Origin of the sequence: Kitasatospora sp. NPDC127060 (assembly GCF_042724935.1) — a bacterium.
Classification (GTDB): domain Bacteria; phylum Actinomycetota; class Actinomycetes; order Streptomycetales; family Streptomycetaceae; genus Kitasatospora.
The window spans coordinates 38,852-64,321 of sequence record NZ_JBHXEG010000026.1 but is presented as its reverse complement, the minus strand read 5'-3'; the positions used below and the strand labels follow the sequence as shown (position 1 = coordinate 64,321).

Genomic DNA, 25,470 nt, shown 5'->3' with positions numbered 1-25,470 from the left:
GTGAGCCGTAGCGCCGTTCACCGTGGTTGTGGTGTCGGTCACGCAGCGTTCGCGCGGGGCGGGAAAAGGGCCACAGAACGGCCCTTATGCTGGCACGCATGTGCGGAATTGTTGGATACGTGGGCGCGCAGTCCGCCCTCGACGTAGTAATCGCGGGCCTGCAGCGACTGGAGTACCGGGGCTATGACTCGGCCGGTGTCGCGGTGCAGGCGCAGGACTCCCAGGGGCAGTGGAGTCTCGTCACGGACAAGCGGGCCGGCAAGCTCGGCAACCTGGAGAAGTCGCTCGCCGAGTCCCCTCTGCCCGGCGGCACCACCGGCATCGGCCACACCCGCTGGGCCACCCACGGCGGCCCGACGGACGCCAACGCCCACCCCCACCTGGACGACGACGGCCGGGTGGCCGTCGTCCACAACGGCATCATCGAGAACTTCGCCCAGCTGCGCGCCGAGATCGCCGAGCGCGGCCACACCCTCCGGTCCGAGACCGACACCGAGGTCGTCGCCCACCTGCTCGGCGAGGCGTACCAGGGTGACCTGGCCGAGGCCATGCGAGTGGTCTGCGGCCGACTGGACGGCGCCTTCACCCTGGTCGCCGTCCACGCGGACGCGCCGGACGTGGTGGTCGGCGCCCGCCGCAACTCGCCGCTCGTGGTGGGCCGCGGCGAGGGCGAGAACTTCCTCGCCTCGGACGTCGCCGCGTTCATCGCGCACACCCGCGAGGCGATCGAGCTGGGCCAGGACCAGGTCGTCGAGCTGCGCCGGGAGGGCGTGACCGTCACCAACTTCGACGGCACCCCGGCCGACGTGCGCGAGTACCACGTCGATTGGGACGCCTCCGCCGCCGAGAAGGGCGGCTACGACTACTTCATGCTCAAGGAGATCGCCGAGCAGCCGAAGGCCGTCGCCGACACCCTCCTCGGCCGGATCGGCACCGACGGCCGGCTGACCCTCGACGAGCTGCGCATCTCCGACGCGGACCTGCGCTCGGTCGACAAGGTCGTCATCGTCGCCTGTGGCACCGCGTTCCACGCGGGCATGATCGCCAAGTACGCGATCGAGCACTGGACCCGCATCCCCTGCGAGGTCGAGGTCGCCTCGGAGTTCCGCTACCGCGACCCGATCATGGGCCCCGGCACGCTGGTCATCGCCATCTCGCAGTCCGGCGAGACCATGGACACCCTGATGGCGCTGCGGCACGCCCGCGAGCAGGGCGCCAAGGTGCTGGCGATCTGCAACACCAACGGCTCGACCATCCCGCGCGAGTCGGACGCGGTGCTGTACACCCACGCCGGGCCGGAGGTCGCCGTCGCGTCCACCAAGGCGTTCCTCACCCAGCTGGTCGCCTGCTACCTGGTCGCCCTCTACCTGGGCCAGGTGCGCGGCACCAAGTGGGGCGACGAGATCTTCACCATCATCCGCGAGCTCGGCGACGCGCCGAAGCAGGTCGAGCAGGTGCTGGAGACCATGGAGCCGGTGCGCGAGCTGGCCCGCTCGCTGGCCGACGCCCGCTCGGTGCTGTTCCTCGGCCGCCACGTCGGCTTCCCGGTGGCCCTGGAGGGCGCGCTCAAGCTCAAGGAGCTCGCCTACATGCACGCCGAGGGCTTCGCGGCGGGCGAGCTCAAGCACGGCCCGATCGCGCTGATCGAGGAGGGGCTGCCGGTCGTGGTGGTCGTGCCCTCGCCGCGCGGGCGGTCGATCCTGCACGACAAGATCGTCTCCAACATCCAGGAGATCCGGGCCCGCGGCGCCCGCACCATCGTGATCGCGGAGGAGGGCGACGAGGCCGTCGTGCCGTACGCGGACCACCTGATCCGCATCCCGGTCACCCCGACCCTGCTCCAGCCGTTGGTCTCCACCGTCCCGCTCCAGGTCTTCGCCTGCGAGCTGGCCACGGCCAAGGGCCACGAGGTCGACCAGCCGCGCAACCTGGCGAAGTCGGTCACCGTCGAGTAGTCCCGCGCTCGTCGGCAACGGCGCCCCCGCGGTGGCTGCGTCCTACCGCGGGGGCGCCGTGTCGTGCGTGGACGGGAACGGCGCGGGCAGGTCGGTCGACGTGCCGGACCCGACCCGGGTGCGGGTGGTGCGGTCCTCGCCCGCGGACTCGGAAGTGTGCCGCGGGCCCGGCTCCCCCGGGGCGGGGAAGCGGGCTAGCGTCGGCGGTAGCCGACTGCTGAAGGAGTTCTCCCCATGCGTCATGCACACCCTGTGGAAACCGTCCGGGCCGCCGAGGCCGAGCTGATGGCGCGGCTGCCGGAGGGCACGCTGATGCAGCGGGCGGCCGCCGGGCTGGCGGCGACCTGTGCGCGGTTGCTGGGCCGGCGTCGGGGGCGGGTGTACGGCAGCCGGGTGACGGTGCTGGCGGGCAGCGGGGACAACGGGGGTGACGCGCTGTACGCCGGGGCGGCGTTGGCGCGGCGCGGGGCGCGGGTGACGGCGGTGCTGCTCGCGCCGGAGAAGGCGCACCGGGGCGGGCTGGCCGCGCTGCGGGCGGCCGGAGGGCGGGTGACGGCGGAGGAGGAAGTCGGTCTGGCCGACTTCTCGTGCGCGGACCTGGTGCTGGACGGCATCGTCGGCATCGGCGGCCGGGGCGGGCTGCGCCCCGAGGCCGTGCCGTACGCCCGGGCCGGGCGGCGCGGGGTGGTGGTGGCGGTGGACCTGCCCAGCGGGGTGGAGGCGGACAGCGGCGAGGTGCCCGGCGAGGCGTTGCGCGCGGACGTCACGGTCTGCTTCGGCACGTACAAGCCCGGGCTGCTGATCGACCCGGGGGCCTCCTACGCGGGCGCCGTGCAACTGGTGGACATCGGGCTGGAGCCGCCGCGGCCGGAGGTGACGGCCCTGCAGCACGCGGACGTGGCGGCGCTGCTGCCGCTGCCGGGCGCGGAGAGCGACAAGTACCGGCGCGGCGTGGTCGGAGTGGCGGCCGGTTCGGCCACCTACCCGGGGGCGGCGCTGCTGGCGGTCGCCGGGGCGTTGCGGGGCGGTGCGGGCGCCGTCCGGTACGTCGGCACGGCGGCCGAGGAGGTGGTGCGGCGCTTCCCTGAGGCGCTGGTCACCGAGGGCGGCCCGGCCGGGGCCGGCCGGGTGCAGGCCTGGGTGGTCGGCCCGGGCGGTGGCGAGGGGGCGCGGCAGACGCTGGCCGAGGCGCTGGCGAGCGACGTCCCGGTGCTGGTGGACGCGGACGGGCTGACCGAGCTGGGCCGACTCGGCCCGGAGGCGCTGGCCGGCCGGACCGCGCCCACCCTGCTCACCCCGCACACCGGCGAGGCCGCCCGACTGCTGGCCGGCGCCGAGGGCACCGCCCCGCCCGCCGCCGACGGGCTGGCCGCCGCCCGGCTGGCCACCGCCCGTCGGCTGGCCGCCGCCTACCGGGCCACGGTGCTGCTGAAGGGCTCCACCACCGTGGTCGCCGACCCGGGCGGGGCTGTCCGGGTGAACCCCACCGGCACCTCCTGGCTCGCCACCGCGGGCAGCGGGGACGTGCTGGCCGGGCTGGCCGGTTCGCTGCTGGCGGCCGGCCTGTCCCCGCTGGACGCCGCCTCGGTGGCCGCCTACCTGCACGGCCTGGCGGGCCGGGAGGCGGCCGGCGACCCGGGCGCGCCGGTGACGGCGCTCGCGGTGGCCGGGGCGCTGCCTGCGGTCTGGCGGGCGGTCCGGGAGCCGTAGCCGGCACCGGCCGACGGCCCGGCCGCCCCGCCCCGGGGCGGAACCGAAAGGTCCGTTCACGGCGTCCTCAGCTGGGCGGACGGGCCGTTCGCCGCAGGTCGGCGGGGTGCGGGGGGCCGCGGCACCGACCGTCGCGCCGATGGGCCGTTCGGCGAGGACTCCGGGACGTCTGGGAGACTGACCCTGATGACAACTGCGAACACGACCGGCACGGCCACCCTCAACGACGGCGTACGGGCCGAGGCGACCATCGATCTCGCCGCCCTGCGCGGCAACCTCGCGTCCCTGCGGGAGCGCGTCGGGAGCGCGGCGGTGATGCTCGCGGTCAAGGCGGACGCCTATGGCCACGGCGCGGTCGAGTGCGCCCGCGAGGCGGTCGCGAACGGAGTCGGCTGGCTGGGCTGCGCGACGCCGGACGAGGCGTTGGCGCTGCGGGCCGCGGGCATCCGCCCCGAGCAGGCCCGCATCCTGTGCTGGCTGTGGACGCCCGGCGGGCCGTGGCGCGAGGCGCTGCGCGCGGACCTGGACATCTCGATCAGCGGCCGGTGGGCGCTGGACGAGCTGCTGACGGCCGTTCGGGAGACCGGCATCCCGGCGCGCGTGCACCTGAAGGCCGACACCGGCCTCGGCCGCAACGGCTGCCAGCCGCACGACTGGCCGCAGCTGGTGGCCGAGGTGCGGCGCGCCGAGGCGGAGGGGCTGCTGCGGGCGGTCGGCGTCTGGTCGCACTTCGCCGCCGCCGACGAGCCCGGCCACCCGTCGATCCGGGCCCAGTTGGACTCCTACCGCGCCGCACTGGCGCACGCCGAGGCCGCCGGGCTGCGGCCCGAGGTGCGGCACCTCGCGAACTCCCCGGCCACCCTGCTGCTGCCGGAGGCGCACTTCGACCTGGTCCGCACCGGCCTGGCCGCGTACGGGCTGTCGCCGGTGCCCGAGGTGGGCTCGCCGGCCGACTTCGGGCTGCGCCCGGTGATGTCGCTGTCGGCCCGGTTGGCGCTGGTCAAGCACGTCCCCGGCGGACACGGGGTCAGCTACGGCCACCACTACGTGACGCCCGGTCCGACCACCCTGGGCCTGGTCCCGGTCGGCTACGGCGACGGCGTCCCGCGCCACGCCAGCGGCACCGGCCCGGTGCAGATCGGCGGCAAGTGGCGCACGGTGGCCGGCCGGGTGGCGATGGACCAGTTCGTGGTGGACCTGGGCGGCGACACCCCCGAGACCGGCGACGAGGTGCTGCTGTTCGGCCCCGGCGAGCGCGGCGAGCCCACCGCCGAGGACTGGGCCCGCGCCTGCGGCACCATCTCGTACGAGATCATCACCCGGATCGGCGCCCGGGTGCCCCGCCGCTACCTGGGCGGCAGCCACGACGGGGGCCACGCGGCATGACCGACACGCCGGCCGACAGCAACCCGGTCGCGGCGGTGGCCAAGGCGGCCGACGTGGCCACCGGGGTGAGCCGGGCCGGCGTGATCGGGATCTCGGTCGGTGTGCTGGCGGCCGGCGCGGCCGCGGGCGTCGCGATCGAGCGGCTGACGGTCGGACGGGCGATGCGCCGCCGGGCCCGGGCCGAGCTGGAGGCGACCGCCCCGTACGGCTCGCTGCGCGGGCGCCCGCTGACGGTGGCCGCGCCGGACGGCACCGGGCTGTACGTCGAGCTGGACGGCACCGGCTGGGACGAGCCGGACGGCGACCGTGACGGCGACCGCCCCGAGCCGAAGGGACGCGCCGGTGCCGAAAGGGAGGAGCGAGGAGGCCTGAGGAACGCGGGCGTCGGAGCGACGACCGTCGGCACCGGGTCAGAGCGTTCCGGAGGCGAGCGGGCGAGTACCGGCCCCGAGCCGCTGACCGTGGTGTTCAGCCACGGTTACTGCCTCAACCAGGACAGCTGGCACTTCCAGCGGGCGGCGCTGCGCGAGGGCATGCGGCTGGTCTTCTGGGACCAGCGCAGTCACGGCCGCTCCGAGCGCTCCCGCTCGTACCTGGCGGGCGAGCCGGCCGGCATCGACCAGCTCGGCGGCGACCTCAAGGCGGTGATCGACGCCGTCGCGCCGACCGGGCCGCTGGTGCTGGTGGGCCATTCGATGGGCGGCATGACGGTGATGGCGCTGGCCGACCAGCACCCGGAGCTGTTCCGGGAGCGGGTCGCCGGGGTCGCGCTGGTCGGCACCCTGGCCGGCGACTGGAACGATGTGAGCCTCGGTCTGCCGAGGGCCGGGGCCAAGCTGTTCAAGCGGGTCGCGCCGGGCGTGGTGAAGCTGCTCGGCCGTCAGGTCGAGCTGGTGGAGGCGAGCCGGCGGATCGGCTCGGACGTCGCCGCCGTGTTCTACCGGCGGTTCTCCTTCGGGAGCCGGGACGTCGACCCCGGTGTGGTGCGGTTCGCCGAACAGTTGCTGGACGCCACCCCGATCGACGTGGTCGCCGAGTTCTACCCGGTGTTCGGCGCGCACGAGAAGTACGAGGCGCTGGCCGCCCTGCGCGGCCTGCCGGCCCTGGTGCTGGCCGGGACGAAGGACCTGCTGACGCCGTCGGCGCACAGCGAGACGATGGCGGAGCGGCTGCCGGGCGCCGAGCTGGTCCTGGTCGAGGGGGCGGGGCACCTGGTGCTGCTGGAGCGCCCGGAGCTGGTCGACCACGAGCTGGCGCTGCTGGTGCGCCGGGCCGCGGACTTCGCCGGGGCGGCGCCGCTGCCGCCGGCCGTCCTGGAGCTCGCCGCCGATTCCGCCGAGCCGACCGAGCCGGCCGAACCCGCAGAGCCGACCGAGTCCGCCGGGCCGTCCGGGGCAACCGGGGCGTCCGGGGAAGCGGCCGTCGACCCGGCCTGATCCCCGTCGAGCCGGACCGCGCGCCACGACGGGTGCGGCGATGTGGCACGGTAGCGGTGGCGGCCGGTGGTCGGTGCGCCGCTACGGACCGAAGGGCAAGACACGCGCATGGGCTCGCACGCCACTCTGACCGTCCCCACCCCGGAACGGATGGGCCGGCTCGGCCGGGAGCTGGCCGCGCTGCTGCGGCCGGGGGACCTGGTGCTGCTCTCCGGCGAGCTGGGGGCGGGGAAGACCACGCTGACCCGGGGCCTGGGGGAGGGGCTGCAGGTCCGCGGGGCGGTGACCTCTCCGACCTTCGTGATCGCCCGGGTGCACCCCTCGCTGGTCGGCGGCCCGGCGCTGGTGCACGTGGACGCGTACCGGCTGGGCGGTGACCTCGACGAGATGGAGGACCTCGACCTGGACGTCTCGCTGCCGGAGTCGGTGGTGGTGGTCGAGTGGGGCGAGGGCAAGGTCGAGCGGCTGTCCGAGGACCGGCTGGAGGTGCGGATCGAGCGGGCGATCGGTGACACCGCCGGTGAGGACCACGACCCGCGTCGGGTGCTGCTGACCGGCATCGGCGGGCGCTGGGCGGGCGTGGAGCTGGCCGCACTGGCCTGAGCCGTGCTCCCGCACCGGTCGATCGGGTTCCACCGTCTTGCCGACAGGCTGTCGGCAAGGTGTTGCGGGCGGGGCGCCGGGCGTGGTGGGATGGGTGCTGCGGTTAGGTCTGCCTAACTAGGGAGGCGCCATGTCGAGCACCACCCCCGCCCCGGAGCGCGCCGCGCGCACCGCCGGGGCCGGAGAGTCCGCCCACTGCGCTCCGGGCGAGCCGATGCGGGCGCTGCTGGCCGCCTGCGCGGCCGCCGAGGCGGTGTCCACCCCGCCCGAGCCGCGGCCCCGACAGGCCGAGGAGACCGGGGCCGGTACCCCCCGGGCCGCTTAGGGCCTGTCGGGCCCGCCCCGGAGGGCGCCCGGATCAGGGGATCACGACCACCTTGGCGCCGTTCGGCGCGAAGTCCCAGAGCAGCTGTCCCTCGGCGCGGCCGCTGCGGATGCCGCCGGTCTTGGTCTTCGGGTCGGCGGTCGGGGTCGCGCCGTCCAGTGCCGCGCTGAAGCCGAACACCACGCCGTTCTGCTGCGCGAAGCGCACCACGTGCTCGATCTGTCGGCCGTCCGTTCCGGTGGCGCTCGGGTTGCGGCTGTACACCGAGTAGCTGCCCGGGGTGGGCTCGACCGAGCCCGGGGTGACCGGGAAAGCGGCCGTGACCTGCGGGTTCTTCTTCGGGTCGACCAGCCAGACGAAGTGGCTGCCGGCCGAGTAGACCACCCGGGTGCCGCTGCCCGAGGACGCCGGCAGCGGCGGGACGGTCGGGGTGGCGGAGGCGCTCGGCGTCGCGGAGGCGGCCGGGCCGGTGGACGTCGAGGCGACGGTCGGCCGGGCTCCGCCCGCGCGGTCCTGCGCGCCGTTGGCCTGGAAGGCCAGCAGGCTCACCACCGCCAGGGCCCCCAGGGTCAACCCCGTGACCACCACTCCAGGACCCATCTTCGCCACGTGCCCGCTCCCGCCGCCGTCCGCTGTTCGTACGGCCCTAATCGTGCCAGGTCTCCAGGGCGGGTCGGCAGCGCCCAGTACGTGTGTTCCGGAGGGGGACACCAGCTCGATCAGCCGGTCGGCCCAACGTCGGTCTAACCTTGACCCCGTGCTGCTGCTCGCGTTCGACACCGCTACCCCCGCCGTCACCGCCGCCGTCCATGACGGCACGGGCGTCCTCGCCGAGACCCATCAGGTCGACGCCAGGCGCCACGGCGAACTGCTGCTGCCCGCGATCGACCAGGTCCTGCGGGCCGCCGGAGTGGACAAGAGCCGCCTCACCGGCATCGCGGTCGGCGTCGGCCCCGGCCCGTACACCGGCCTGCGGGTCGGTCTGGTGACCGCCGCCGCGCTCGGCCACGCGCTGGGCCTGCCGGTGCACGGCGTCTGCACCCTGGACGCGATCGCCTTCCAGGCCCGCGCCGAGGGCCTGACCGGGGAGCCGTTCACGGTGGCCACCGACGCGCGCCGCAAGGAGGTCTACTGGGCCTCGTACGACGCCGACGGCAACCGCACCGAGGGCCCGGGGGTGGACCGCCCGGCCGAGCTGACGCCCGCGGCCCGCTCGGTGGGCGCCGGCGCGCTGCTCTACCCGGACGCCTTCCCGGGCGCCCACGGCCCCGCGCACGTCTCGGCCGGTGCCCTGGCCGGCTTCGCCGCGGCCGAGCTGGCCGCCGGGCGCGAGCTGCTGCCGAACGTGCCGCTGTACCTGCGCCGCCCGGACGCCCAGGTCCCGGCCGGCTACAAGACCGTCCTGGGGGGCAAGGCGGTGCTCCCCGCGTGAACCACGGCACCACCCTGCGCCCGATGCGCTGGTGGGACATCGGGCCGGTGATGGACCTGGAGCTCAGGCTGTTCCCCGAGGACGCCTGGTCCCACGGGATGTTCTGGTCCGAGCTCGCCGAGGCCCACCCCGGCGGCACCCGCCACTACTCGGTCGCCGCCGCCGCGGACGGCACGATCGTCGGCTACGCCGGTCTGATGACCGTCGCCGGCGAGGGCGACGTCCAGACCATCGCCGTCGACGACCGCCACCAGGGCGCCGGTCTCGGCACCGCCCTGCTCACCGACCTGATCCACGAGGCCGCCCGGCGCGGCTGCGCCGACCTGCTGCTGGAGGTCCGGGTGGACAACCAGCGCGCCCAACGGCTGTACGAGCGCCACGGCTTCGAACCGGTGGGCATCCGGCGCGGCTACTACCAGCCCGCCAACATCGACGCGCTGGTGATGCGCCTCGAACACCCGAGCACTGACCCGAAGGACCCTAAGGACACCCCCCATGGCTGACGAACCGCTCGTCCTCGGCATCGAGACCTCCTGCGACGAGACCGGCGTCGGCATCGTGCGCGGCACCACCCTGCTGGCCGACGCGGTCGCCTCCAGCGTCAACGACCACGCCCGCTTCGGCGGCGTCGTCCCGGAGATCGCCAGCCGCGCCCACCTGGAGGCGATGGTCCCGACGATCCAGCGCGCCCTGGACACCGCCGGGATCAAGGCCGGCGACCTGGACGGCATCGCCGTCACCGCCGGTCCCGGCCTGGCCGGCGCGCTGCTGGTCGGCGTCAGCGCGGCGAAGGCGTACGCCTGGGCGCTGGACAAGCCGCTGTACGGGGTCAACCACCTCGCCTCGCACATCTGCGTCGACCAGCTGGAGCACGGTCGGCTGCCCTCGCCGACGATGGCTCTGCTGGTCTCCGGCGGGCACTCCTCGCTGCTGCTCAGCGAGGACATCACCACGGACGTCCGCCCGCTCGGCGCGACCATCGACGACGCGGCCGGCGAGGCCTTCGACAAGGTCGCCCGGGTCCTGGGCCTGGGCTTCCCGGGCGGCCCGATCGTCGACCGGACGGCCCGCGAGGGCGACCCCAAGGCGATCAGCTTCCCGCGCGGCCTGAGCGGCAGGAACGACCCCGAGTACGACTTCTCCTTCTCCGGCCTGAAGACCGCCGTCGCCCGCTGGGTGGAGGCCAAGCGCCGGGCCGGCGAGGAGGTGCCGATCGCCGACGTCGCGGCCTCCTTCCAGGAGGCGGTCACCGACGTGCTCACCCGCAAGGCGGTCAAGGCGTGCAAGGACAACGGCGTCGACCACCTGATGATCGGCGGCGGCGTCGCGGCCAACTCCCGGCTGCGCGAGATGGCCCAGCAGCGCTGCGACCGGGCGGGCATCCGGCTGCGGGTGCCCCGCCCGGGCCTGTGCACCGACAACGGCGCGATGGTGGCGGCGCTGGGCTCCGAGATGGTGTGGCGCGACCGCGCCCCCTCCGCCTTCGACCTGTCCGCCGACTCCTCGCTGCCGGTGACGGACGTCCACGTCCCCGCGGCGCTCGGGCACGGCGACGTCCACGGCCAGGCCTACCAGGCCCTCGGCGGCGGCGCCGCGTGACCGTCGCCGCGATGTGGGAGGCCCGGGCGACGGATGGCCGAGGGTCCGAACTAGCCGCCTGGGTACGGGAGTTCGCGCTGCCCGGACTGCGCGGAACGGCCGGGCTGGAACGCCTCGAACTGCTCTCCGCGCCCGGCGAGCGGGTGCTGCTGATCACCTGGTGGAGCGGCGAGCCGCCCCAGTCCGACATGTTCGGGGCCGTCGCCGACCCGCCGGCCGAGCTGCTCGGCCGCCCGGTGCACCGCTGGTCCTTCATCAGCGAGCACGTCGAGTAGGGCGTGGACGGGAACCGCCGCCGCGGCCGCTACCGTGCATAGCTGAGAGAAGGCTGGACGGGACCGGGAGCGCGCTGCGGTGAACAGGGACGGGCTGAGCAGGACCAGGACGTACGCGGCGGGGGCGCTGGCCCTGCTGGCCTTCGCCACCGCGTGCGGCGACAACGGGGGCGGCGGTGCCGCCGCACCGGCCGCGAGCACGGCGGCGTCGTCGGCGGCCGGGCCCGCCGGCGGCGGCACGCCGACCGCCGCGGCCACCACGCCCGGCGCGGCCCCGGCCCAGGGCGACGCCGCGGCCTGGGCGAAGTGGAACCTCAAGCCGCTGGCCCCGGCCCCCGCGCCGCCCGCCGACAAGCCCATCAAGCTCGAACGCACCGGCACCGTGCCGGTGTTCAGCGATGTGAAGACCACCGACAAGGTCGTCTTCATCACCATCGACGACGGCGCCGAGAAGGACCCGAAGTTCGTCGAGATGCTGACCGACCTCAAGGTGCCGATCTCGATGTTCCTGACCAAGGACATCGTCAAGAACGACTACGGCTACTTCAAGCCGCTCCAGGCGCTGGGCAACCACATCCAGAACCACACCGTCACCCACCCGGTGATGAGCAAGCTGTCGGCGGACAAGCAGAAGTCCGAGGTCTGCGAGGACCAGGCCGCGCTCACCCAGCAGTACGGCACCGCCCCGCTGCTGTTCCGCCCGCCGTTCGGCGACGGCGCCAACACCCCGACGCTCAACTCCTCGGTGCAGCAGTGCGGACCGCGGGCGATCGTGCTCTGGCGCGAGTCGATGCAGATCCACGACATGCAGTACCAGGCGGGGGACAAGAAGCTGAAGTCCGGCGACATCATCCTGGCGCACTTCCGCGGCCCCAAGGAGCTCAAGGGCGCCACGATGACCCAGATGTTCGCGGACCTGCTGGCCCGGATCCAGGAGCAGGGCTTCTCGGTGGCCCGGCTGGAGGACTACGTCCAGGCGCCGGCCTCGTAGGTCAGCCGACCGGCTGCCCCAGCATCATCAGCGGCCCGTTGTCGGTACGGCTGAGGATCACCGTGACGGTGTTCGGGCCGGAGGGCTTGAGCTGGCGGCGCAGTTCCTCCGGGGTGATCGCCATCCCGCGCTTCTTGATCACCACCGTGCCGACCCCGCGCTCGCGCAGCAGGGCCTTGAGCTTCTTGACGTTGTACGGCAGCACGTCGGTGAGCTCGAAGGCGTGCGCGTAGGGGGTGGCGACCAGCCGGTCCGAGGTCACGTAGGCGATCTTCGGGTCGATCAGCCGGCCGTCGACCTGCCCGGCCACCTCGGCCACCAGGTGCGCCCGGATCACCGCGCCGTCCGGCTCGTACAGGTACCGCCCGACCGGGCCGGCCGGCGGGTCGGGCAGGTCGCCGCCGGTCAGGGTGGCGCCGCGCGGCAGGAGGGTGGCGCGGTGCGGGCGGGTCGCCCCGGTGCCGAACCAGAGCACCGCCTCCTTGACGTCCCCGTGGTCGGAGACCCACTCGGCCTCGGCGTCCGCCGGGACGGCCTCGTGCGGGATGCCCGGGGCGACCTTCAGGGCGCCGATCGGGGTCCGCCGGCCGGCCTCGATCGCCCAGGACAGCGGCGGGGCGTACGCCTCGGGGTCGAACACCCGGCCGCGCGCGGTGCGCCGGGCCGGGTCGGTGAACACCGCGTCGTAGCCGGTGACGTCCACCTCGGCGACGTCCGCGCAGCGCACCTCGACCAGCGCGGACAGGCCCAGCGCGGCGGCGTTGGCCGCGGTGGCGGCGCAGGCCGCCGGGTCCTTGTCGACGGCCAGCACGTGGATCCCGGCCCGGGCCAGCGCCAGCACGTCCCCGCCGATGCCGCAGCAGAGGTCCGCGAGGCGCCGTACGCCCAGCTCGGCGAAGCGGCGGGCCCGCCACTCGGCCACGCTGCGCCGGGTGGACTGCTCGACCCCGTTGGGGGTGAAGTACATCAGGTCGGCGTCCGCCCCGAACTTCGTCCGGGCCCGCTGCCGCAGCCGCGCCTGCCCGAACGCCGCCGACACCAGCTCCGCCGGGTGCTCCCGCCGCAGTCGGGTGGCCAGCGCCAGCTCCTCCTCGGGGGCGAACTCGCGCAGCTCGGCGAGCAGGGCCTGACCCTCGGGGGTCAGCAGGGGCTGGAGGTTCTCGGTGTCCACCGGGCCATTCTGACCGGTCGGCGGCGGTGCGGGCGGTTCACCGCCACAGGACGCCCGAGGAGAGGACGGCGGGCACCAGGAACGGGGAGAGCGCGGCGGCGACCGACAGGATCCGGTAGTCGGAGCGCCAGCCGCGCACGGCCACGACGACGCCCGCCACCAGGGCGGCCGCCGGACCGGCGATCATCCCGTAGGCCAGGAACGCCCACCCGCGCCCGTCCCCGTCGTCCCCGGCGCCGGGCCCGTTGCCGAGGCAGGCGACGAAGCAGAAGACGACGAACGGGAGCACGCCCCCGAGCAGGGGCAGTGCCAGCAGGGCGAGTGCCGCGTCCTTGAGCCGGGACGGGCCGACGCGCATCGGGATCGAGGTCATGGCAGGAGTCTGGCCGTCGGTCCGGGCGCCGCACATGAGTACGGCTACTCATCCGTAGCCCGGGTCCCGGGGGCGCGTCGTTGGCACTCTGGTTGACTGAGTGCTAACGGCGGCCTATGGTCGTCCTTGGCACTCCCCACTGGGGGAGTGCTAATGCGAAGACGTGTGTCTGACCCCCGCGACGGCAGACCCGCAGGTTCGCCACTACCCGTTAGACAACCCCGTAATCTCCGAAGGGGAGCTCGGACGTGACCACCAGCAGCAAGGTTGCCATCAAGCCGCTCGAGGACCGCATCGTGGTCCAGCCGCTCGACGCCGAGACCACCACGGCCTCCGGCCTGGTTATCCCGGACACCGCCAAGGAGAAGCCCCAGGAGGGCGTCGTCCTGGCCGTCGGCCCGGGCCGCTTCGAGGACGGCCAGCGTCTGCCGCTCGACGTCGCCGTCGGTGACATCGTCCTGTACTCGAAGTACGGCGGCACCGAGGTGAAGTACCAGGGCGAGGAGTACCTCGTCCTCTCCGCCCGCGACGTTCTCGCCATCATCGAGAAGTAAGTCGTTCCGACCCGCCCCGGATCCGTGTCCCTAGTGACAGGGGCCCGGGGCGTGGTCGTTGGTTCACGTAGTTCGGCGGCCGGTCGGCCGCAGCCCCGAGGGAATAGGGAACATGGCGAAGATCCTGCAGTTCGACGAGGACGCCCGCCGCTCGCTGGAGCGCGGTGTCAACAAGCTGGCCGACACCGTCAAGGTGACCATCGGCCCCAAGGGCCGCAACGTCGTCATCGACAAGAAGTTCGGTGCTCCGACCATCACCAACGACGGTGTCACCATCGCCCGTGAGGTCGAGCTGGACGACCCGTACGAGAACCTTGGCGCGCAGCTCGTCAAGGAGGTCGCCACCAAGACCAACGACGTCGCGGGTGACGGCACCACCACCGCCACCGTGCTGGCCCAGGCCCTGGTCAACGAGGGTCTGCGCAACGTCGCCGCCGGCGCCGGCCCGGCCGCCCTGAAGAAGGGCATCGACAAGGCCGTCGCCGCCGTCTCCGAGCACCTGCTGTCCGTCGCCCGCGAGATCGAGGGCAAGGACGACGTCGCCGCCGTCGCGTCCCTCTCCGCGCAGGACACCCAGGTCGGCGAGCTGATCGCCGAGGCGATCGACAAGGTCGGCAAGGACGGTGTCATCACCGTCGAGGAGTCGAACACCTTCGGCGTGGAGCTGGACTTCACCGAGGGCATGCAGTTCGACAAGGGCTACCTGTCGCCGTACTTCGTCACCGACGCGGAGCGCCAGGAGGCGGTCCTCGAGGACCCGTACATCCTGATCCACCAGGGCAAGATCTCCTCCATCCAGGAGCTGCTGCCGCTGCTGGAGAAGATCCTGCAGTCCGGCACCTCCAAGCCGCTGCTGATCATCGCCGAGGACGTCGACGGCGAGGCGCTGTCGACCCTGGTCCTGAACAAGATCCGCGGCATCTTCAACGCCGTCGCCGTCAAGGCCCCGGGCTTCGGCGACCGCCGCAAGGCGATCCTCGGCGACCTGGCCGCCCTCACCGGCGGCACGGTCATCTCCGAGGAGGTCGGCCTCAAGATCGACCAGGCCGGTCTGGACGTGCTGGGCAGCGCCCGCCGCGTGACCATCACCAAGGACGAGACCACGATCGTCGAGGGCGCCGGCGACGCCGACGCCGTGGCCGGCCGCGTCGCCCAGATCAAGGGCGAGATCGCCGGCACCGACTCCGACTGGGACCGCGAGAAGCTGCAGGAGCGCCTGGCCAAGCTGGCCGGCGGGGTCTGCGTCATCAAGGTCGGCGCCGCCACCGAGGTGGAGCTGAAGGAGCGCAAGCACCGCCTGGAGGACGCCATCTCGGCGACCCGTGCCGCGGTCGAGGAGGGCATCGTCGCCGGCGGTGGCGCCTCCCTGGTGCACGCCGCCAAGGTGCTGGACGGTGGCCTGGGCCTGTCGGGTGACGAGGCCACCGGTGTCGCCGTGGTCCGCAAGGCGCTGCACGAGCCGCTGCGCTGGATCGCCCAGAACGCCGGCCTGGAGGGCTACGTCATCACCTCCAAGGTCGCCGACCTGGAGGCCGGCCAGGGCTACAACGCCGCCACCGGCGAGTACGGCGACCTGGTGAAGGCCGGCGTCATCGACCCGGTCAAGGTCACCCGCTCCGCCCTGGAGAACGCCGCCTCGATCGCCTCCCTGCTGCTCACCACCGAGACCCTCGTGGTGGAGAAGAAGGAGACGGAGCCGGAGGCCGGCCACTCGCACGGCGGCCACGGCCACTCGCACTGAGGCCGAACGGCTGACCGGAGGCCCGGTCCGCACCCCGCACGGGGTCGCGGGCCGGGCCTCCGGCTGTGGTGCTCGCCCGCTCGCCTCCGGGGCGCTCCTGGCCCGGTGCCGACGGTCGGCGCTCCCCTTCGGCTCAGGGCGGTGACTCGCCCGCTCGGGGTGGTGCTCCAGGCTTCAACTATCAGTAGGATTTTGCGGAATGCAAAGATTGCCTTATAACTGAGGCATGATCGAGGCCCGCCACCTGCGCGTCCTGCGTGCCGTCGCCCGCACCGGCTCCTTCTCCGCCGCCGCCCGCGAGCTGGGGTGCACCCAGCCCGCCATCAGTCAGCAGATGAAGGCCCTGGAGAAGTCGGTGGACACCCCGCTGGTGGTCCGCTCGGGCCGCGGGATGCAGCTCAGCGAGGCCGGGCGGGTCCTGCTCAAGCATGCCACCGGAATTCTGGCCGGGCTCTCCGCCGCCGAGGAGGAGGTGGCCGCGATCGCCGGGCTGCGGGCCGGGCGGGTGCGGCTGGTCTCCTTCCCGACCGCGAGCTCCACCCTGGTGCCGCCGGCGGTCGCCCGCCTGCGGGACAGCCATCCGGGGGTGCGCGTGTCGCTGGTCGAGGCCGAGCCGCCGGAGTCGCTGGCGATGCTGCGCGGCGGCGAGTGCGAGATCGCGCTGGCCTTCCGCTACCCGCAGTCCGACGGTGCGACCGCGGCGCCGGCGCCCGCGCACGGCTCGCCGCGCGAGGCGCGGGCCGAGGCCAATCTGGAGGCGCAGCAGCTGTCGGCCGGCACCGACTGGTCCGACCTGGTGGTCACCCCGCTGCTGGACGATCCGCTGGTGGGCCTGCTGCCCGCCGCCCACCCGCTGGCCGGGAGGGGTGGTCCGGTGGGGCTGGCCGAGCTGGCGGGGGAGCAGTGGATCGCCGGTTGCCCGCAGTGCCGGGGGCACCTGGTGGAGCTGTGCGCGGGGGCGGGCTTCGAGCCCCGGATCGACTTCGCGACCGATGACTACCCGGCGGTGGTCGGCCTGGTGGCGGCCGGGCTCGGGGTGGCGGTGCTGCCCCGGCTGGCCTTGCAGTCGGTGCGTCCTGACGGCGTGTCGACGGTTCCGGTGCGGACGGCCTCCGGGGTGCCGGCGGTGCGCCAGGTGGTGGCGCTGACCCTGCCGGACCTCGCCGAGGTGCCGGCTGTCGCGCTGATGCGGGAGCGGCTGGCGGGGGCGGCCGCCGATCGCTGACGGCCGATGACGGTCGGCGACCGAGGCGCCCCTGTACGGGACCGGGGCGGCCTGAGGCGCCGCGAAGAAACGTTTCTTCACGGCGCACCGCGGAGGCGGTCTAACGCTGCGCGACCGCCGGCGGGGTCAGTGGGACCTCCACCAGCCGGTGCCGCGAGCGGCCCAGCATCTCCTCGCGCTCGTCCTCCGTCATCCCGCCCCAGACGCCGTAGGGCTCACGGACCGCAAGGGCGTGCGCGGCGCACTCGGCGATCACCGGGCAGCGCATGCAGACCTCCTTGGCGCTCGCCTCGCGCGAACTGCGGGCTGCTCCGCGCTCGCCTTCGGGGTGGAAGAAGAGCGAGCTGTCCACGCCGCGGCAGGCTGCCGAGAGCTGCCAGTCCCAGAGGTCCGCGTTGGGACCGGGGAGGCGGGAGAAATCTGCCATGGCTCATTCCCTTCAGAGGCGGTTCGGCGGCGGCCGGGCATTTCGGCGGGGCTGCCGCCCGGCGGTGCCCGGCGGGGCGTCCCGCGCTGGTGTGGACACCTGGAAATATGACTTAAGGCAACTCCATGGACAAGTCACCCACACACTGGCACAACAGTCAATGACCATACGAAAGCTATAAAAACGGGCAAAGTGGGCAAAGGGTTTGACGGGCGCGGGCGTGGCAATCGGGTGGCCGACGGGCGCGCGACGGGCCGCACCGGTGTGCGGGTCGTGCGCCCACCCGCGCGCGAGCTGCGCAAAAGTGCGGCGTGTGCACCGCGATGCGGCTGATCGGTAATGGGTTGGCCACGTACAGTGGTGGAGATGGCCTGAAGGCCGTAACTCATTCGAGTGACGGTCGTTGGAAGTGCGGAGGCGGTTAGCGGGCGCCGGACGTCGGGAACGATCGCGGGCAAGTCGGGGCGATCAGTGCGAAGTCCGTCGCCGATCGGCCGTGTCGGAGAGGTTCGTACCAGCCAGGAGGCTCAACGTGACGCGGATCAGCTGCGGAGGACGACGGTCATGACTTCCGTTCTCGTTTGCGACGATTCCCCGCTCGCCCGCGAGGCGCTTCGCCGCGCCGTCGCGACCGTACCCGGTGTGGACCGGGTCACCACCGCGACGAACGGGGAGGAGGTCCTCCGCCGCTGGGTGGCCGACCGCTCCGATCTCGTCCTGATGGACGTCCGGATGCCCGGCCTCGGCGGGGTCGAGACGGTCCGGCGGCTGCTGTCCGCCGATCCGGGCGCCCGGATCATCATGCTCACCGTCGCCGAGGACCTCGACGGAGTGGCGCTCGCGGTGGCCGCGGGTGCCCGCGGGTACCTGCACAAGGACGCCTCGCGCGCCGAGCTGCGGGCCACCGTCACCCAGGCCCTCGCCGACCCGACCTGGCGACTCGCCCCGCGTCGGCTGCGCAGCCCCGACATGGGCGCGGCACCGACCTTGACGGCGCGTGAGATCCAGGTCCTGGAGGGCATGAGCCACGGGCGCAGCAACGCCGAGATCGGGCGCGAGCTGTTCCTGTCCGAGGACACCGTCAAGACCCATGCCCGACGGTTGTTCAAGAAGCTCGGGGCCTCCGACCGCGCGCACGCGGTGGCGCTGGGTTTCCGCTGGGGCCTGGTCCGCTGACCGTCGCCGGCGCCGCCGGTTGCGGCGCGCCGCCGTCGAATTCCGGAACGGACGCCGCACAGGCGTGTGACGTTACGGTCCCGAGGTTGCACCATGGAGGAGTGGAGCACCTCGGGGACCAGCGGACAGGCACTGCGGCGAACCACGCAGCCGCAGGACACTCGGCGGACGGCGCGACGGACGGGACCATCCACGGCGGCGGGGCGGAAGGCGGCACGGTGCAGGAGGGGCCGGTGGTGCGCGGCACGCCGTACGGTGCCGCAGCGCATAACGTTCCGGTGCACAACTCCGGACGCGGTGCCGCGTTTTCTCGATCGACCAGGCACCATGGACCGATGCGCGACGATGTCGCCGGTGCGGCCGGCCAGGCGGACCCGGGTGAGGCCGAGCCCTCCGACCCGGGCCACGATCCGGCGTACGCGGACTCCGGCGATTCCGGCGCGGAGGCCGGTCCGGGCCGCCCGCCGGTGCTCGGGACCGGCGGCTCGCCCCTGGTGGGCCAGCTGGTCGCGGCCGCCGTGCGCGGCGAGGGCCCGGCCATCGACGCGCTGCTCGCCTACGTCCACCCGCTCGCGCTGCGGTACTGCCGCGCCAAGCTGGTCCGGCTGCCGGGCGGGGCCCGGCACCACGTGGACGACGTGGCCCAGGAAGTCTGCGTCGCCGTGCTGTGCGCGCTGCCCCGGTACAAGGACCAGGGGCGGCCGTTCGAGGCCTTCGTCTACGGCATCGCGGCGCACAAGATCGCCGATCTGCAGCGGGCCGCGATGCGCGGGCCCGGCTCGACCGTGGTGCCGCAGGACGACCTGCCGGAGGTGCCGGACGAGGCGCTCGGCCCGGAGGAGCAGGCGCTGCTGAGCAGCGACGCGGCCTGGGCCAAGGAACTGCTCTCCAACCTGCCGGCCCGTCAGCGCGAACTGGTGCTGCTGCGGGTGGCCGCCGGGCTGTCGGCGGAGGAGACCGGCGAGGTGCTCGGGATGTCGCCGGGGGCCGTCCGGGTGGCCCAGCACCGGGCGCTCAGTCGGCTGCGGGCGCTCGCGGAGGAGTCCTCCTGAGACGGAGGGGCTGGTCCGGGGCCCGTGTGCGGCGGAATGAGCCGCTGGGGGCGCTTGTTGTCAAGGGCACACGAGGGCACATTCGCGGTGCCAGTACCATGGGGTATCGGCGCCTGGGCAGGTTGCCAAAGTTTCGCGGGTGCGCACGGGGTTTCCTTGGAGGTTCGTCCAAGTCCGGCTCACCCGGCTTTCGGCGGTCTGCGCGAGTGAGCGATCAACGCGCCCCCTCCCTCTGGGCGCGAGCGGATTAGGCCGGCCACGGAAGGTACCCCCAAATGTCTTACAACGCCGCAGGCGTACCCGAGAAGTTCGCCATGCTCGGGCTCACGTTCGATGACGTCCTGCTGCTGCCGGGGGCCTCCGCGGTGCTGCCGAACGAGGTCGACACCTCCTCGCGGATCTCCCGGAACGTGCGCGTCAACATCCCGCTGCTGTCCGCGGCGATGGACAAGGTCACCGAGGCGCGGATGGCCATCGCGATGGCCCGCCAGGGCGGTGTGGGCGTGCTGCACCGCAACCTGTCGGTCGAGGACCAGGCCAACCAGGTCGACCTGGTGAAGCGCTCCGAGTCCGGCATGGTCACCGACCCGATCACGGTCGGCCCGGACACCACGCTGGCCGAGGCCGACGCGCTGTGCGCCAAGTTCCGCATCTCCGGCGTGCCGATCGCCGACGAGGCCGGCAAGCTGCTGGGCATCGTGACCAACCGTGACATGGCCTTCGAGTCGGACCGCAGCCGCCAGGTCCGCGAGATCATGACCCCGATGCCGCTGATCACCGGCAAGGTCGGCATCTCCGGTGAGGACGCGATGGCGCTGCTGCGCCGTCACAAGATCGAGAAGCTGCCGCTGGTCGACGACGAGGGCCGGATCAAGGGCCTGATCACCGTCAAGGACTTCGTCAAGGCCGAGAAGTACCCGCACGCCGCCAAGGACGCCGAGGGCCGTCTGCTGGTCGGTGCCGCGGTCGGCGCCAGCGCCGAGGCCTTCGACCGGGCCCAGGCCCTGGTCGAGGCGGGCGCGGACTTCCTGGTCGTCGACACCTCGCACGGCCACAGCCACAACGCGCTGGCCTGGATCTCGAAGATCAAGTCGGCCGTCGGGATCGACGTGGTCGGCGGCAACGTCGCCACCCGGGACGGCGCCCAGGCGCTGATCGACGCCGGCGTGGACGGCGTCAAGGTCGGCGTCGGCCCCGGCTCCATCTGCACCACCCGCGTCGTCGCCGGCATCGGCGTCCCGCAGATCACCGCCATCTACGAGGCCGCCCAGGCCTGCCAGGCGGCCGGCGTGCCGGTCATCGGCGACGGCGGCCTGCAGTACTCCGGCGACATCGGCAAGGCGCTGGCCGCCGGTGCCGACACCGTCATGCTGGGCTCGCTGCTGGCCGGTTGCGAGGAGTCCCCGGGCGAGCTGATGTTCATCAACGGCAAGCAGTTCAAGTCCTACCGCGGCATGGGGTCGCTGGGTGCCATGCAGTCGCGCGGCCAGGGCCGCTCGTACTCCAAGGACCGCTACTTCCAGGCCGAGGTCGCCTCGGACGACAAGCTCGTGCCCGAGGGCATCGAGGGTCAGGTGCCCTACCGCGGCCCGCTGTCGGCGGTGCTGCACCAGCTGGTCGGCGGTCTGCGGCAGACCATGGGCTACGTCGGCGCCGCGACCATCTCCGAGATGGAGAGCAAGGGGCGGTTCGTCCGGATCACCTCGGCGGGGCTCAAGGAGAGCCACCCGCACGACATCCAGATGACCGTCGAGGCGCCGAACTACTCGAACCGCTGAGCGTCCTGATCGGCCTGATCGTCCGAGGGGCCCGTCGCTGCACCGCAGCGGCGGGCCCCTCGGCCGGTTCCGGGGCGTGGGCCGTCGGGGCGGCCCGGGGCGAGCCGAAGGGGAGCGCCGACCGTCGGCAGCGGGTCGGAGCGCCCCGGAGGCGAGCGCGCGAGTCATCGGCAGTACGGGATACTGGGGGCGGCCGGGGTGACCCGGCGGGTATGAGCAACAAACCAGAAGGGCTCGAAGTGACTGAGATCGAGATCGGGCGAGGCAAGCGCGGCCGCCGGGCGTATGCCTTCGACGACATCGCCGTCGTCCCCAGTCGCCGTACGCGTGACCCGAAGGAGGTCTCGATCGCCTGGCAGATCGACGCCTACCGCTTCGAGCTGCCGTTCCTGGCCGCCCCGATGGACAGTGTGGTCTCGCCGGAGCAGGCCATCAAGATCGGCCGTCTGGGCGGTCTGGGCGTGCTGAACCTCGAAGGCCTCTGGACCCGCTACGAGGACCCGCAGCCGCTGCTGGACGAGATCGCCTCGATGACCGACACCTCCACCGCGACCCACCGGCTGCAGGAGATCTACTCCGCGCCGATCCGTGCCGAGCTGATCAAGCAGCGGATCCAGGAGGTCCGTGACTCCGGCGTGGTCACCGCCGCCGCGCTCTCGCCGCAGCGCACCGCCGAGTTCTCCAAGGCCGTCGTGGACGCCGGGGTCGACGTCTTCGTCATCCGCGGCACCACCGTCTCGGCCGAGCACGTCTCCGGCGCCGCCGAGCCGCTCAACCTCAAGCAGTTCATCTACGAGCTGGACGTTCCGGTGATCGTCGGCGGCTGCGCCACCTACACCGCCGCGCTGCACCTGATGCGGACCGGCGCCGCCGGTGTGCTCGTCGGGTTCGGCGGGGGCGCCGCCCACACCACCCGCAACGTGCTCGGCATCCAGGTGCCGATGGCGACCGCGGTGGCGGACGTCGCGGCGGCCCGCCGTGACTACATGGACGAGTCCGGCGGCCGCTACGTGCACGTGATCGCGGACGGCGGCGTCGGCTACAGCGGCGACATCCCGAAGGCCGTGGCCTGCGGCGCCGACGCCGTGATGATCGGTGCGGCGCTGGCCCGGGCGACGGACGCGCCGGGCAAGGGGTTCCACTGGGGCATGGAGGCCGTCCACGAGGAGCTGCCGCGCGGCAAGCGGATGGACCTCGGGACCGTCGGCACCACCGAGGAGATCCTGACCGGCCCCTCGCACACGCCGGACGGGACCATGAACCTCTTCGGCGCGCTGCGCCGGGCGATGGCCACCACCGGGTACACGGAGCTGAAGGAGTTCCAGCGGGTCGAGGTCACGGTGAACCCGGCGCTGGACCACCACTGAGCGGTGCGCTGACGAAGGCCCCTTCCGGCTCCGCCGGTGGGGGCCTCCGGGTTTTCCGGGGGCGTTCGCGGTCAGCCGCGGTCGGCGGCGCGGCGGGTGAGGAGGAAGCCGCCGATCAGGGCGATGGCGTAGAAGGCCAGGTCGAGCGGGCGCAGGTCGGCGCGCCAGGTGGTGAGGGTGCCGGTGAGGAGGTCGTGGGGGGCGGGGTCCTCGGCCCGGAGCAGGCGGAGGTGCTCGGTGAGCTGGCCGGTGAGGAGGGCGCCGGCGGCGAGGAGGGCGCCGAGCGGGGGGAGCAGGCGGTTCCGGCCACCGAGGCGGCCCAGGGGGAGGGCGACCAGGCCGGCCTGGGCGATGGTGAGCCAGCCGAGGGAGTCGGCGGCGCGCAGCGGGGCGCAGCCGTAGGCGAGGCCGCTCAGGAGGGCGGCGAGGAGGGCCAGGGCGATCGCGGGGGCGGTGCGGCGGCGGGGGGCGTTCCGGGCGGTGGTGGGGGCGCTGGGCGGGTAGCCGGTGACGGGGACGCCGGGCATGCCGGGGGCGACGTAGCCGTCCGGGGTGTCCAGGACGGGTGCGACCGAATAGTGCTGAGCGGTGTGCGGGCGGGGCGACGGGGCGTCAGCGCCCGGTGTGGGTGCGGTCATGGGCGTCGAGTCCCCCCGGAAATGACGTTGAGCTGCCGAACGGTAGCAGCGCTTCGGGCAGATCTTGGCGAGTTTTCGATCACAGATCGGGCACAGAGCGTCGCACCCGTTCCGGTTCGTCCCGGGTTGGAACGGGGGGTGGGTGGTCGTCGCCCCTCCGGACAGGGGATGATGGAGGCTTGGGCGTTCGGGCCCTGGCCGGGCCGACGCGCCGTCACCACGACCGCCAGCAGCACATGGGGGAACGTTCCGAATGACCCAGGCGCAGGGTTCCACCGGCCGCCTCCTGGCCGGCCGCTACCGGCTGAACGGCGTGCTCGGACGCGGTGGCATGGGCACCGTCTGGCGCGCCGAGGACGAGATGCTGGGCCGGACCGTCGCGGTCAAGGAACTGCGGATGAACGCCAGCGTCGAGGAGGAGGAGAAGCACCGGCTGATCGTCCGGACGCTGCGCGAGGCGAAGGCGACCGCGCGGATCCGGCACAACTCGGCGGTGACCGTCTTCGACGTGGTCGACGAGGACGACCGGCCGTGGATCGTCATGGAGCTGGTCGAGTCCCGCTCGCTGGCCGACGTCGTCCGGGAGGACGGGCCGCTGGCGCCCGCCCGGGCGGCGGAGATCGCGCTGGACGTGCTGGGCGTGCTGAGCGCGGCGCACGCGCTGGGCATCCTGCACCGGGACGTCAAGCCGTCCAACGTGCTGATCGGCGACGACGGCCGGGTCGTGCTCACCGACTTCGGCATCGCCAGTGTGGAGGGCGACGCCTCGGTCACCTCCACCGGGATGCTGGTCGGCGCGCCCTCGTACATATCCCCGGAGCGGGCGCGCGGGCAGAAGCCCGGGCCGCCGGCCGACCTGTGGTCGCTGGGCGGCACGTTGTACGCCATGGTCGAGGGGCGGCCCCCGTACGACCGCGGCTCGGCGCTGGCCACCCTGACCGCGGTGATGACCGAGGACCTGACCGCGCCCGCGAACGCCGGGCCGCTGCTGCCCGTCATCGAGGGGCTGCTGGAGAAGGACCCGGCGAAGCGGCTGGACGCCTCGCAGACCCGGTCGATGCTCAAGCGGGTGGTCGCGGAGGCGACCGCGAAGTCCGAGTCGACGACCGAGCACGCGATGCCGGTCGAGTCGGTGGCGGTGGCGGACGGCAAGGCCGAGGGGGCCGGGGGAGCGGCGGCGGCCAAGGCGGCCGAGGAGGCCACGGGGACCGAGGGGTCCAAGGAGGCCGAGAAGGCCAAGGAAACTCCGAAGCGGACCGTGGGCGGGCTGCTGGGGACGGTCCGGGTGGGGAGCCGGGCCCGGGACGAGAAGCCCGCGGCGGAGCCCGCTGCCGTGAAGCCCGCGGATCCCGTGCCGGCGACCGAGCCGATCCGGCCGGTGACCAGTGAGTGGACGATGGGCGCGACCCAGGCGGCCGGGGCCGATCCGCGCAAGGGCCGGCGGCGGCTGGCCATCGCGACCGTGGTGGTCGTGCTGCTGCTGATCGCCGGGATCGTCGCCGTCGTCCAGGCCGTCGGCAGCGGGGACGGCGGCGCGAAGGGGGAGGGCACGCACAGCGCGGGCGCCACCGCGCCGGTCGCGGCGACCACCGGGACCGCGCCGAGCCGGCCGCCGGCCACCGAGCCGGCTCCGGCCGGGACGCAGGCGGAGCCGTCAGCCACGGCTGGGTCCCCGGCGGAGTCCTCGGCCGCCGCACCGCCGCCGGCCACCAGCACGGCGGCCCAGCCGCCGGCCTCCGACCCGGCCGCGGCGCAGACCACGCCGCCGGCCGCGCCCGGTGGTCCGGTACCGGCCGGGTTCCACGCGTACCAGGACCCGAGCGGCTTCTCGGTCGTCCTGCCTGACTGGCTGCAGCCGGCCGGGTCGGACGCCAACCGGCGGATCTTCAAGAACTCCGCCGACGGCAGCCAGCTGCGGATCGAGTGGACCACCTCGCCCGGTGCCAGCGCCCTCGCCGACTGGCAGGAGTCCGAGCCCAACGTGCGCGGCCAGGTGACCAACTACCAGCGGCTGAACCTGGCGGCGATCGCCTACCGGCAGTGGACCAACGCGGCGGACTGGGAGTGGACCAACGGCACGCCCAAGACCCACTCGCTCAACCGGGGCTTCGTGACCGGGAGCCCGGCCAAGTACGGCTACTCGATCTACTGGATCGTCCCGGACGCGCAGTGGGCCGCGCAGGCCCCGGTCCGGGACGTCGTGTTCAACAGTTTCCAGCCGGCGCCGTAGGACAGGGCTGTAGAACGGCGCGGTAG

At 73.6% G+C, this 25,470-nt stretch carries 24 protein-coding genes; 19 read left to right on the top strand and 5 right to left on the bottom strand.

Annotated elements, in window-relative coordinates; all coding sequences use genetic code 11:
- Positions 1 to 98 precede the first annotated feature (98 nt).
- From glmS to ACFWIS_RS16920, 6 genes are all read left to right on the top strand, one after another.
- A complete protein-coding gene (gene glmS, locus ACFWIS_RS16945) occupies positions 99 to 1,955 on the top strand; it encodes a glutamine--fructose-6-phosphate transaminase (isomerizing) (protein WP_380460906.1) in 1,857 nt (618 codons plus the stop codon).
- A 234-nt stretch (positions 1,956 to 2,189) separates the two neighbouring features.
- Complete coding sequence (locus ACFWIS_RS16940) at positions 2,190 to 3,665, top strand: NAD(P)H-hydrate dehydratase (RefSeq protein ID WP_380460908.1); 1,476 nt, start codon at positions 2,190 to 2,192, stop codon at positions 3,663 to 3,665.
- 186 nt (positions 3,666 to 3,851) lie between these two features.
- Positions 3,852 to 5,051, top strand: coding sequence for an alanine racemase (gene alr / locus ACFWIS_RS16935; protein ID WP_380460910.1), 1,200 nt, complete (start codon positions 3,852 to 3,854; stop codon positions 5,049 to 5,051).
- Positions 5,048 to 6,487, top strand: coding sequence for an alpha/beta fold hydrolase (locus tag ACFWIS_RS16930; RefSeq protein ID WP_380460912.1), 1,440 nt, complete (start codon positions 5,048 to 5,050; stop codon positions 6,485 to 6,487). Before alr ends, ACFWIS_RS16930 begins: the two co-directional genes overlap by 4 nt.
- A 108-nt stretch (positions 6,488 to 6,595) precedes the next feature.
- Entirely contained in the window at positions 6,596 to 7,090 is a 495-nt protein-coding gene (gene tsaE / locus ACFWIS_RS16925) for a tRNA (adenosine(37)-N6)-threonylcarbamoyltransferase complex ATPase subunit type 1 TsaE (RefSeq protein ID WP_380460914.1), read from the top strand.
- A 130-nt stretch (positions 7,091 to 7,220) separates the two neighbouring features.
- Complete coding sequence (locus ACFWIS_RS16920) at positions 7,221 to 7,415, top strand: hypothetical protein (protein WP_380460916.1); 195 nt, start codon at positions 7,221 to 7,223, stop codon at positions 7,413 to 7,415.
- A 33-nt stretch (positions 7,416 to 7,448) separates the two neighbouring features.
- Here the strand turns inward: ACFWIS_RS16920 and ACFWIS_RS16915 are convergent, their stop codons facing one another.
- The gene (locus tag ACFWIS_RS16915) at positions 7,449 to 8,015 is read right to left on the bottom strand and encodes a hypothetical protein (protein ID WP_380460924.1); all 567 of its coding nucleotides are present in this window, start codon (positions 8,013 to 8,015) and stop codon (positions 7,449 to 7,451) included.
- A gap of 157 nt (positions 8,016 to 8,172) precedes the next feature.
- On the opposite strand from ACFWIS_RS16915, the gene tsaB reads away from it, so the two are divergent.
- The 5 genes from tsaB (at position 8,173) to ACFWIS_RS16890 (ending at position 11,712) form a co-directional block, all read left to right on the top strand.
- Entirely contained in the window at positions 8,173 to 8,847 is a 675-nt protein-coding gene (tsaB, locus tag ACFWIS_RS16910; protein WP_380460918.1) for a tRNA (adenosine(37)-N6)-threonylcarbamoyltransferase complex dimerization subunit type 1 TsaB, read from the top strand.
- Positions 8,848 to 8,870: 23 nt separating this feature from the next.
- A complete protein-coding gene (rimI, locus tag ACFWIS_RS16905) occupies positions 8,871 to 9,350 on the top strand; it encodes a ribosomal protein S18-alanine N-acetyltransferase (protein ID WP_380460926.1) in 480 nt (159 codons plus the stop codon).
- Complete coding sequence (tsaD, locus tag ACFWIS_RS16900; protein WP_380460920.1) at positions 9,343 to 10,446, top strand: tRNA (adenosine(37)-N6)-threonylcarbamoyltransferase complex transferase subunit TsaD; 1,104 nt, start codon at positions 9,343 to 9,345, stop codon at positions 10,444 to 10,446. The genes rimI and tsaD overlap by 8 nt, the downstream gene beginning before the upstream one ends.
- Positions 10,443 to 10,721, top strand: a complete 279-nt coding sequence (locus ACFWIS_RS16895; RefSeq protein ID WP_380460922.1) for a hypothetical protein — start codon at positions 10,443 to 10,445, stop codon at positions 10,719 to 10,721. Before tsaD ends, ACFWIS_RS16895 begins: the two co-directional genes overlap by 4 nt.
- 79 nt (positions 10,722 to 10,800) lie before the next feature.
- On the top strand, positions 10,801 to 11,712 hold the full coding sequence (locus tag ACFWIS_RS16890; protein WP_380523895.1) for a polysaccharide deacetylase family protein: 912 nt from the start codon (positions 10,801 to 10,803) through the stop codon (positions 11,710 to 11,712).
- Position 11,713: 1 nt separating this feature from the next.
- Here the strand turns inward: ACFWIS_RS16890 and ACFWIS_RS16885 are convergent, their stop codons facing one another.
- Together ACFWIS_RS16885 and ACFWIS_RS16880 are read right to left on the bottom strand one after the other, a co-directional pair.
- Positions 11,714 to 12,883, bottom strand: coding sequence for a methyltransferase domain-containing protein (locus tag ACFWIS_RS16885; protein ID WP_380463604.1), 1,170 nt, complete (start codon positions 12,881 to 12,883; stop codon positions 11,714 to 11,716).
- Positions 12,884 to 12,920: 37 nt separating this feature from the next.
- Positions 12,921 to 13,256 carry a hypothetical protein gene (locus ACFWIS_RS16880; protein WP_380463606.1) on the bottom strand — a complete coding sequence of 112 codons (336 nt, stop codon included), beginning with the start codon at positions 13,254 to 13,256 and terminating at the stop codon, positions 12,921 to 12,923.
- 248 nt (positions 13,257 to 13,504) lie between these two features.
- Between ACFWIS_RS16880 and groES the strand changes: the two genes are divergently transcribed.
- The 3 genes from groES (at position 13,505) to ACFWIS_RS16865 (ending at position 16,776) form a co-directional block, all read left to right on the top strand.
- A complete protein-coding gene (gene groES, locus ACFWIS_RS16875; protein ID WP_014136232.1) occupies positions 13,505 to 13,810 on the top strand; it encodes a co-chaperone GroES in 306 nt (101 codons plus the stop codon).
- Between the two features lie 112 nt (positions 13,811 to 13,922).
- Complete coding sequence (groL, locus tag ACFWIS_RS16870) at positions 13,923 to 15,551, top strand: chaperonin GroEL (protein WP_380463608.1); 1,629 nt, start codon at positions 13,923 to 13,925, stop codon at positions 15,549 to 15,551.
- A 226-nt stretch (positions 15,552 to 15,777) separates the two neighbouring features.
- Positions 15,778 to 16,776: a LysR family transcriptional regulator gene (locus ACFWIS_RS16865; RefSeq protein WP_380463609.1), complete on the top strand. Its 999-nt coding sequence runs from the start codon at positions 15,778 to 15,780 to the stop codon at positions 16,774 to 16,776.
- Positions 16,777 to 16,876: 100 nt separating this feature from the next.
- Here ACFWIS_RS16865 and ACFWIS_RS16860 read toward each other — a convergent pair whose 3' ends face one another.
- Entirely contained in the window at positions 16,877 to 17,203 is a 327-nt protein-coding gene (locus ACFWIS_RS16860) for a WhiB family transcriptional regulator (protein ID WP_350519940.1), read from the bottom strand.
- Between the two features lie 564 nt (positions 17,204 to 17,767).
- Here ACFWIS_RS16860 and ACFWIS_RS16855 point away from each other — a divergent pair.
- From ACFWIS_RS16855 to ACFWIS_RS16840, 4 genes are all read left to right on the top strand, one after another.
- Positions 17,768 to 18,379, top strand: a complete 612-nt coding sequence (locus ACFWIS_RS16855; RefSeq protein WP_014136228.1) for a response regulator transcription factor — start codon at positions 17,768 to 17,770, stop codon at positions 18,377 to 18,379.
- A 335-nt stretch (positions 18,380 to 18,714) separates the two neighbouring features.
- Positions 18,715 to 19,431, top strand: a complete 717-nt coding sequence (gene shbA, locus ACFWIS_RS16850) for an RNA polymerase sigma factor ShbA (protein WP_380463611.1) — start codon at positions 18,715 to 18,717, stop codon at positions 19,429 to 19,431.
- Positions 19,432 to 19,706: 275 nt separating this feature from the next.
- Positions 19,707 to 21,209 carry an IMP dehydrogenase gene (guaB, locus tag ACFWIS_RS16845; RefSeq protein ID WP_380463613.1) on the top strand — a complete coding sequence of 501 codons (1,503 nt, stop codon included), beginning with the start codon at positions 19,707 to 19,709 and terminating at the stop codon, positions 21,207 to 21,209.
- A 239-nt stretch (positions 21,210 to 21,448) separates the two neighbouring features.
- Positions 21,449 to 22,576 (top strand): GuaB3 family IMP dehydrogenase-related protein, encoded by a 1,128-nt coding sequence (locus ACFWIS_RS16840; protein ID WP_380462202.1) that lies wholly within the window; start codon positions 21,449 to 21,451, stop codon positions 22,574 to 22,576.
- Positions 22,577 to 22,647: 71 nt separating this feature from the next.
- Here ACFWIS_RS16840 and ACFWIS_RS16835 read toward each other — a convergent pair whose 3' ends face one another.
- On the bottom strand, positions 22,648 to 23,214 hold the full coding sequence (locus ACFWIS_RS16835) for a hypothetical protein (RefSeq protein ID WP_380462203.1): 567 nt from the start codon (positions 23,212 to 23,214) through the stop codon (positions 22,648 to 22,650).
- A gap of 253 nt (positions 23,215 to 23,467) precedes the next feature.
- On the opposite strand from ACFWIS_RS16835, the gene ACFWIS_RS16830 reads away from it, so the two are divergent.
- The gene (locus tag ACFWIS_RS16830) at positions 23,468 to 25,444 is read left to right on the top strand and encodes a protein kinase (protein WP_380462204.1); all 1,977 of its coding nucleotides are present in this window, start codon (positions 23,468 to 23,470) and stop codon (positions 25,442 to 25,444) included.
- Positions 25,445 to 25,470: the final 26 nt, after the last annotated feature.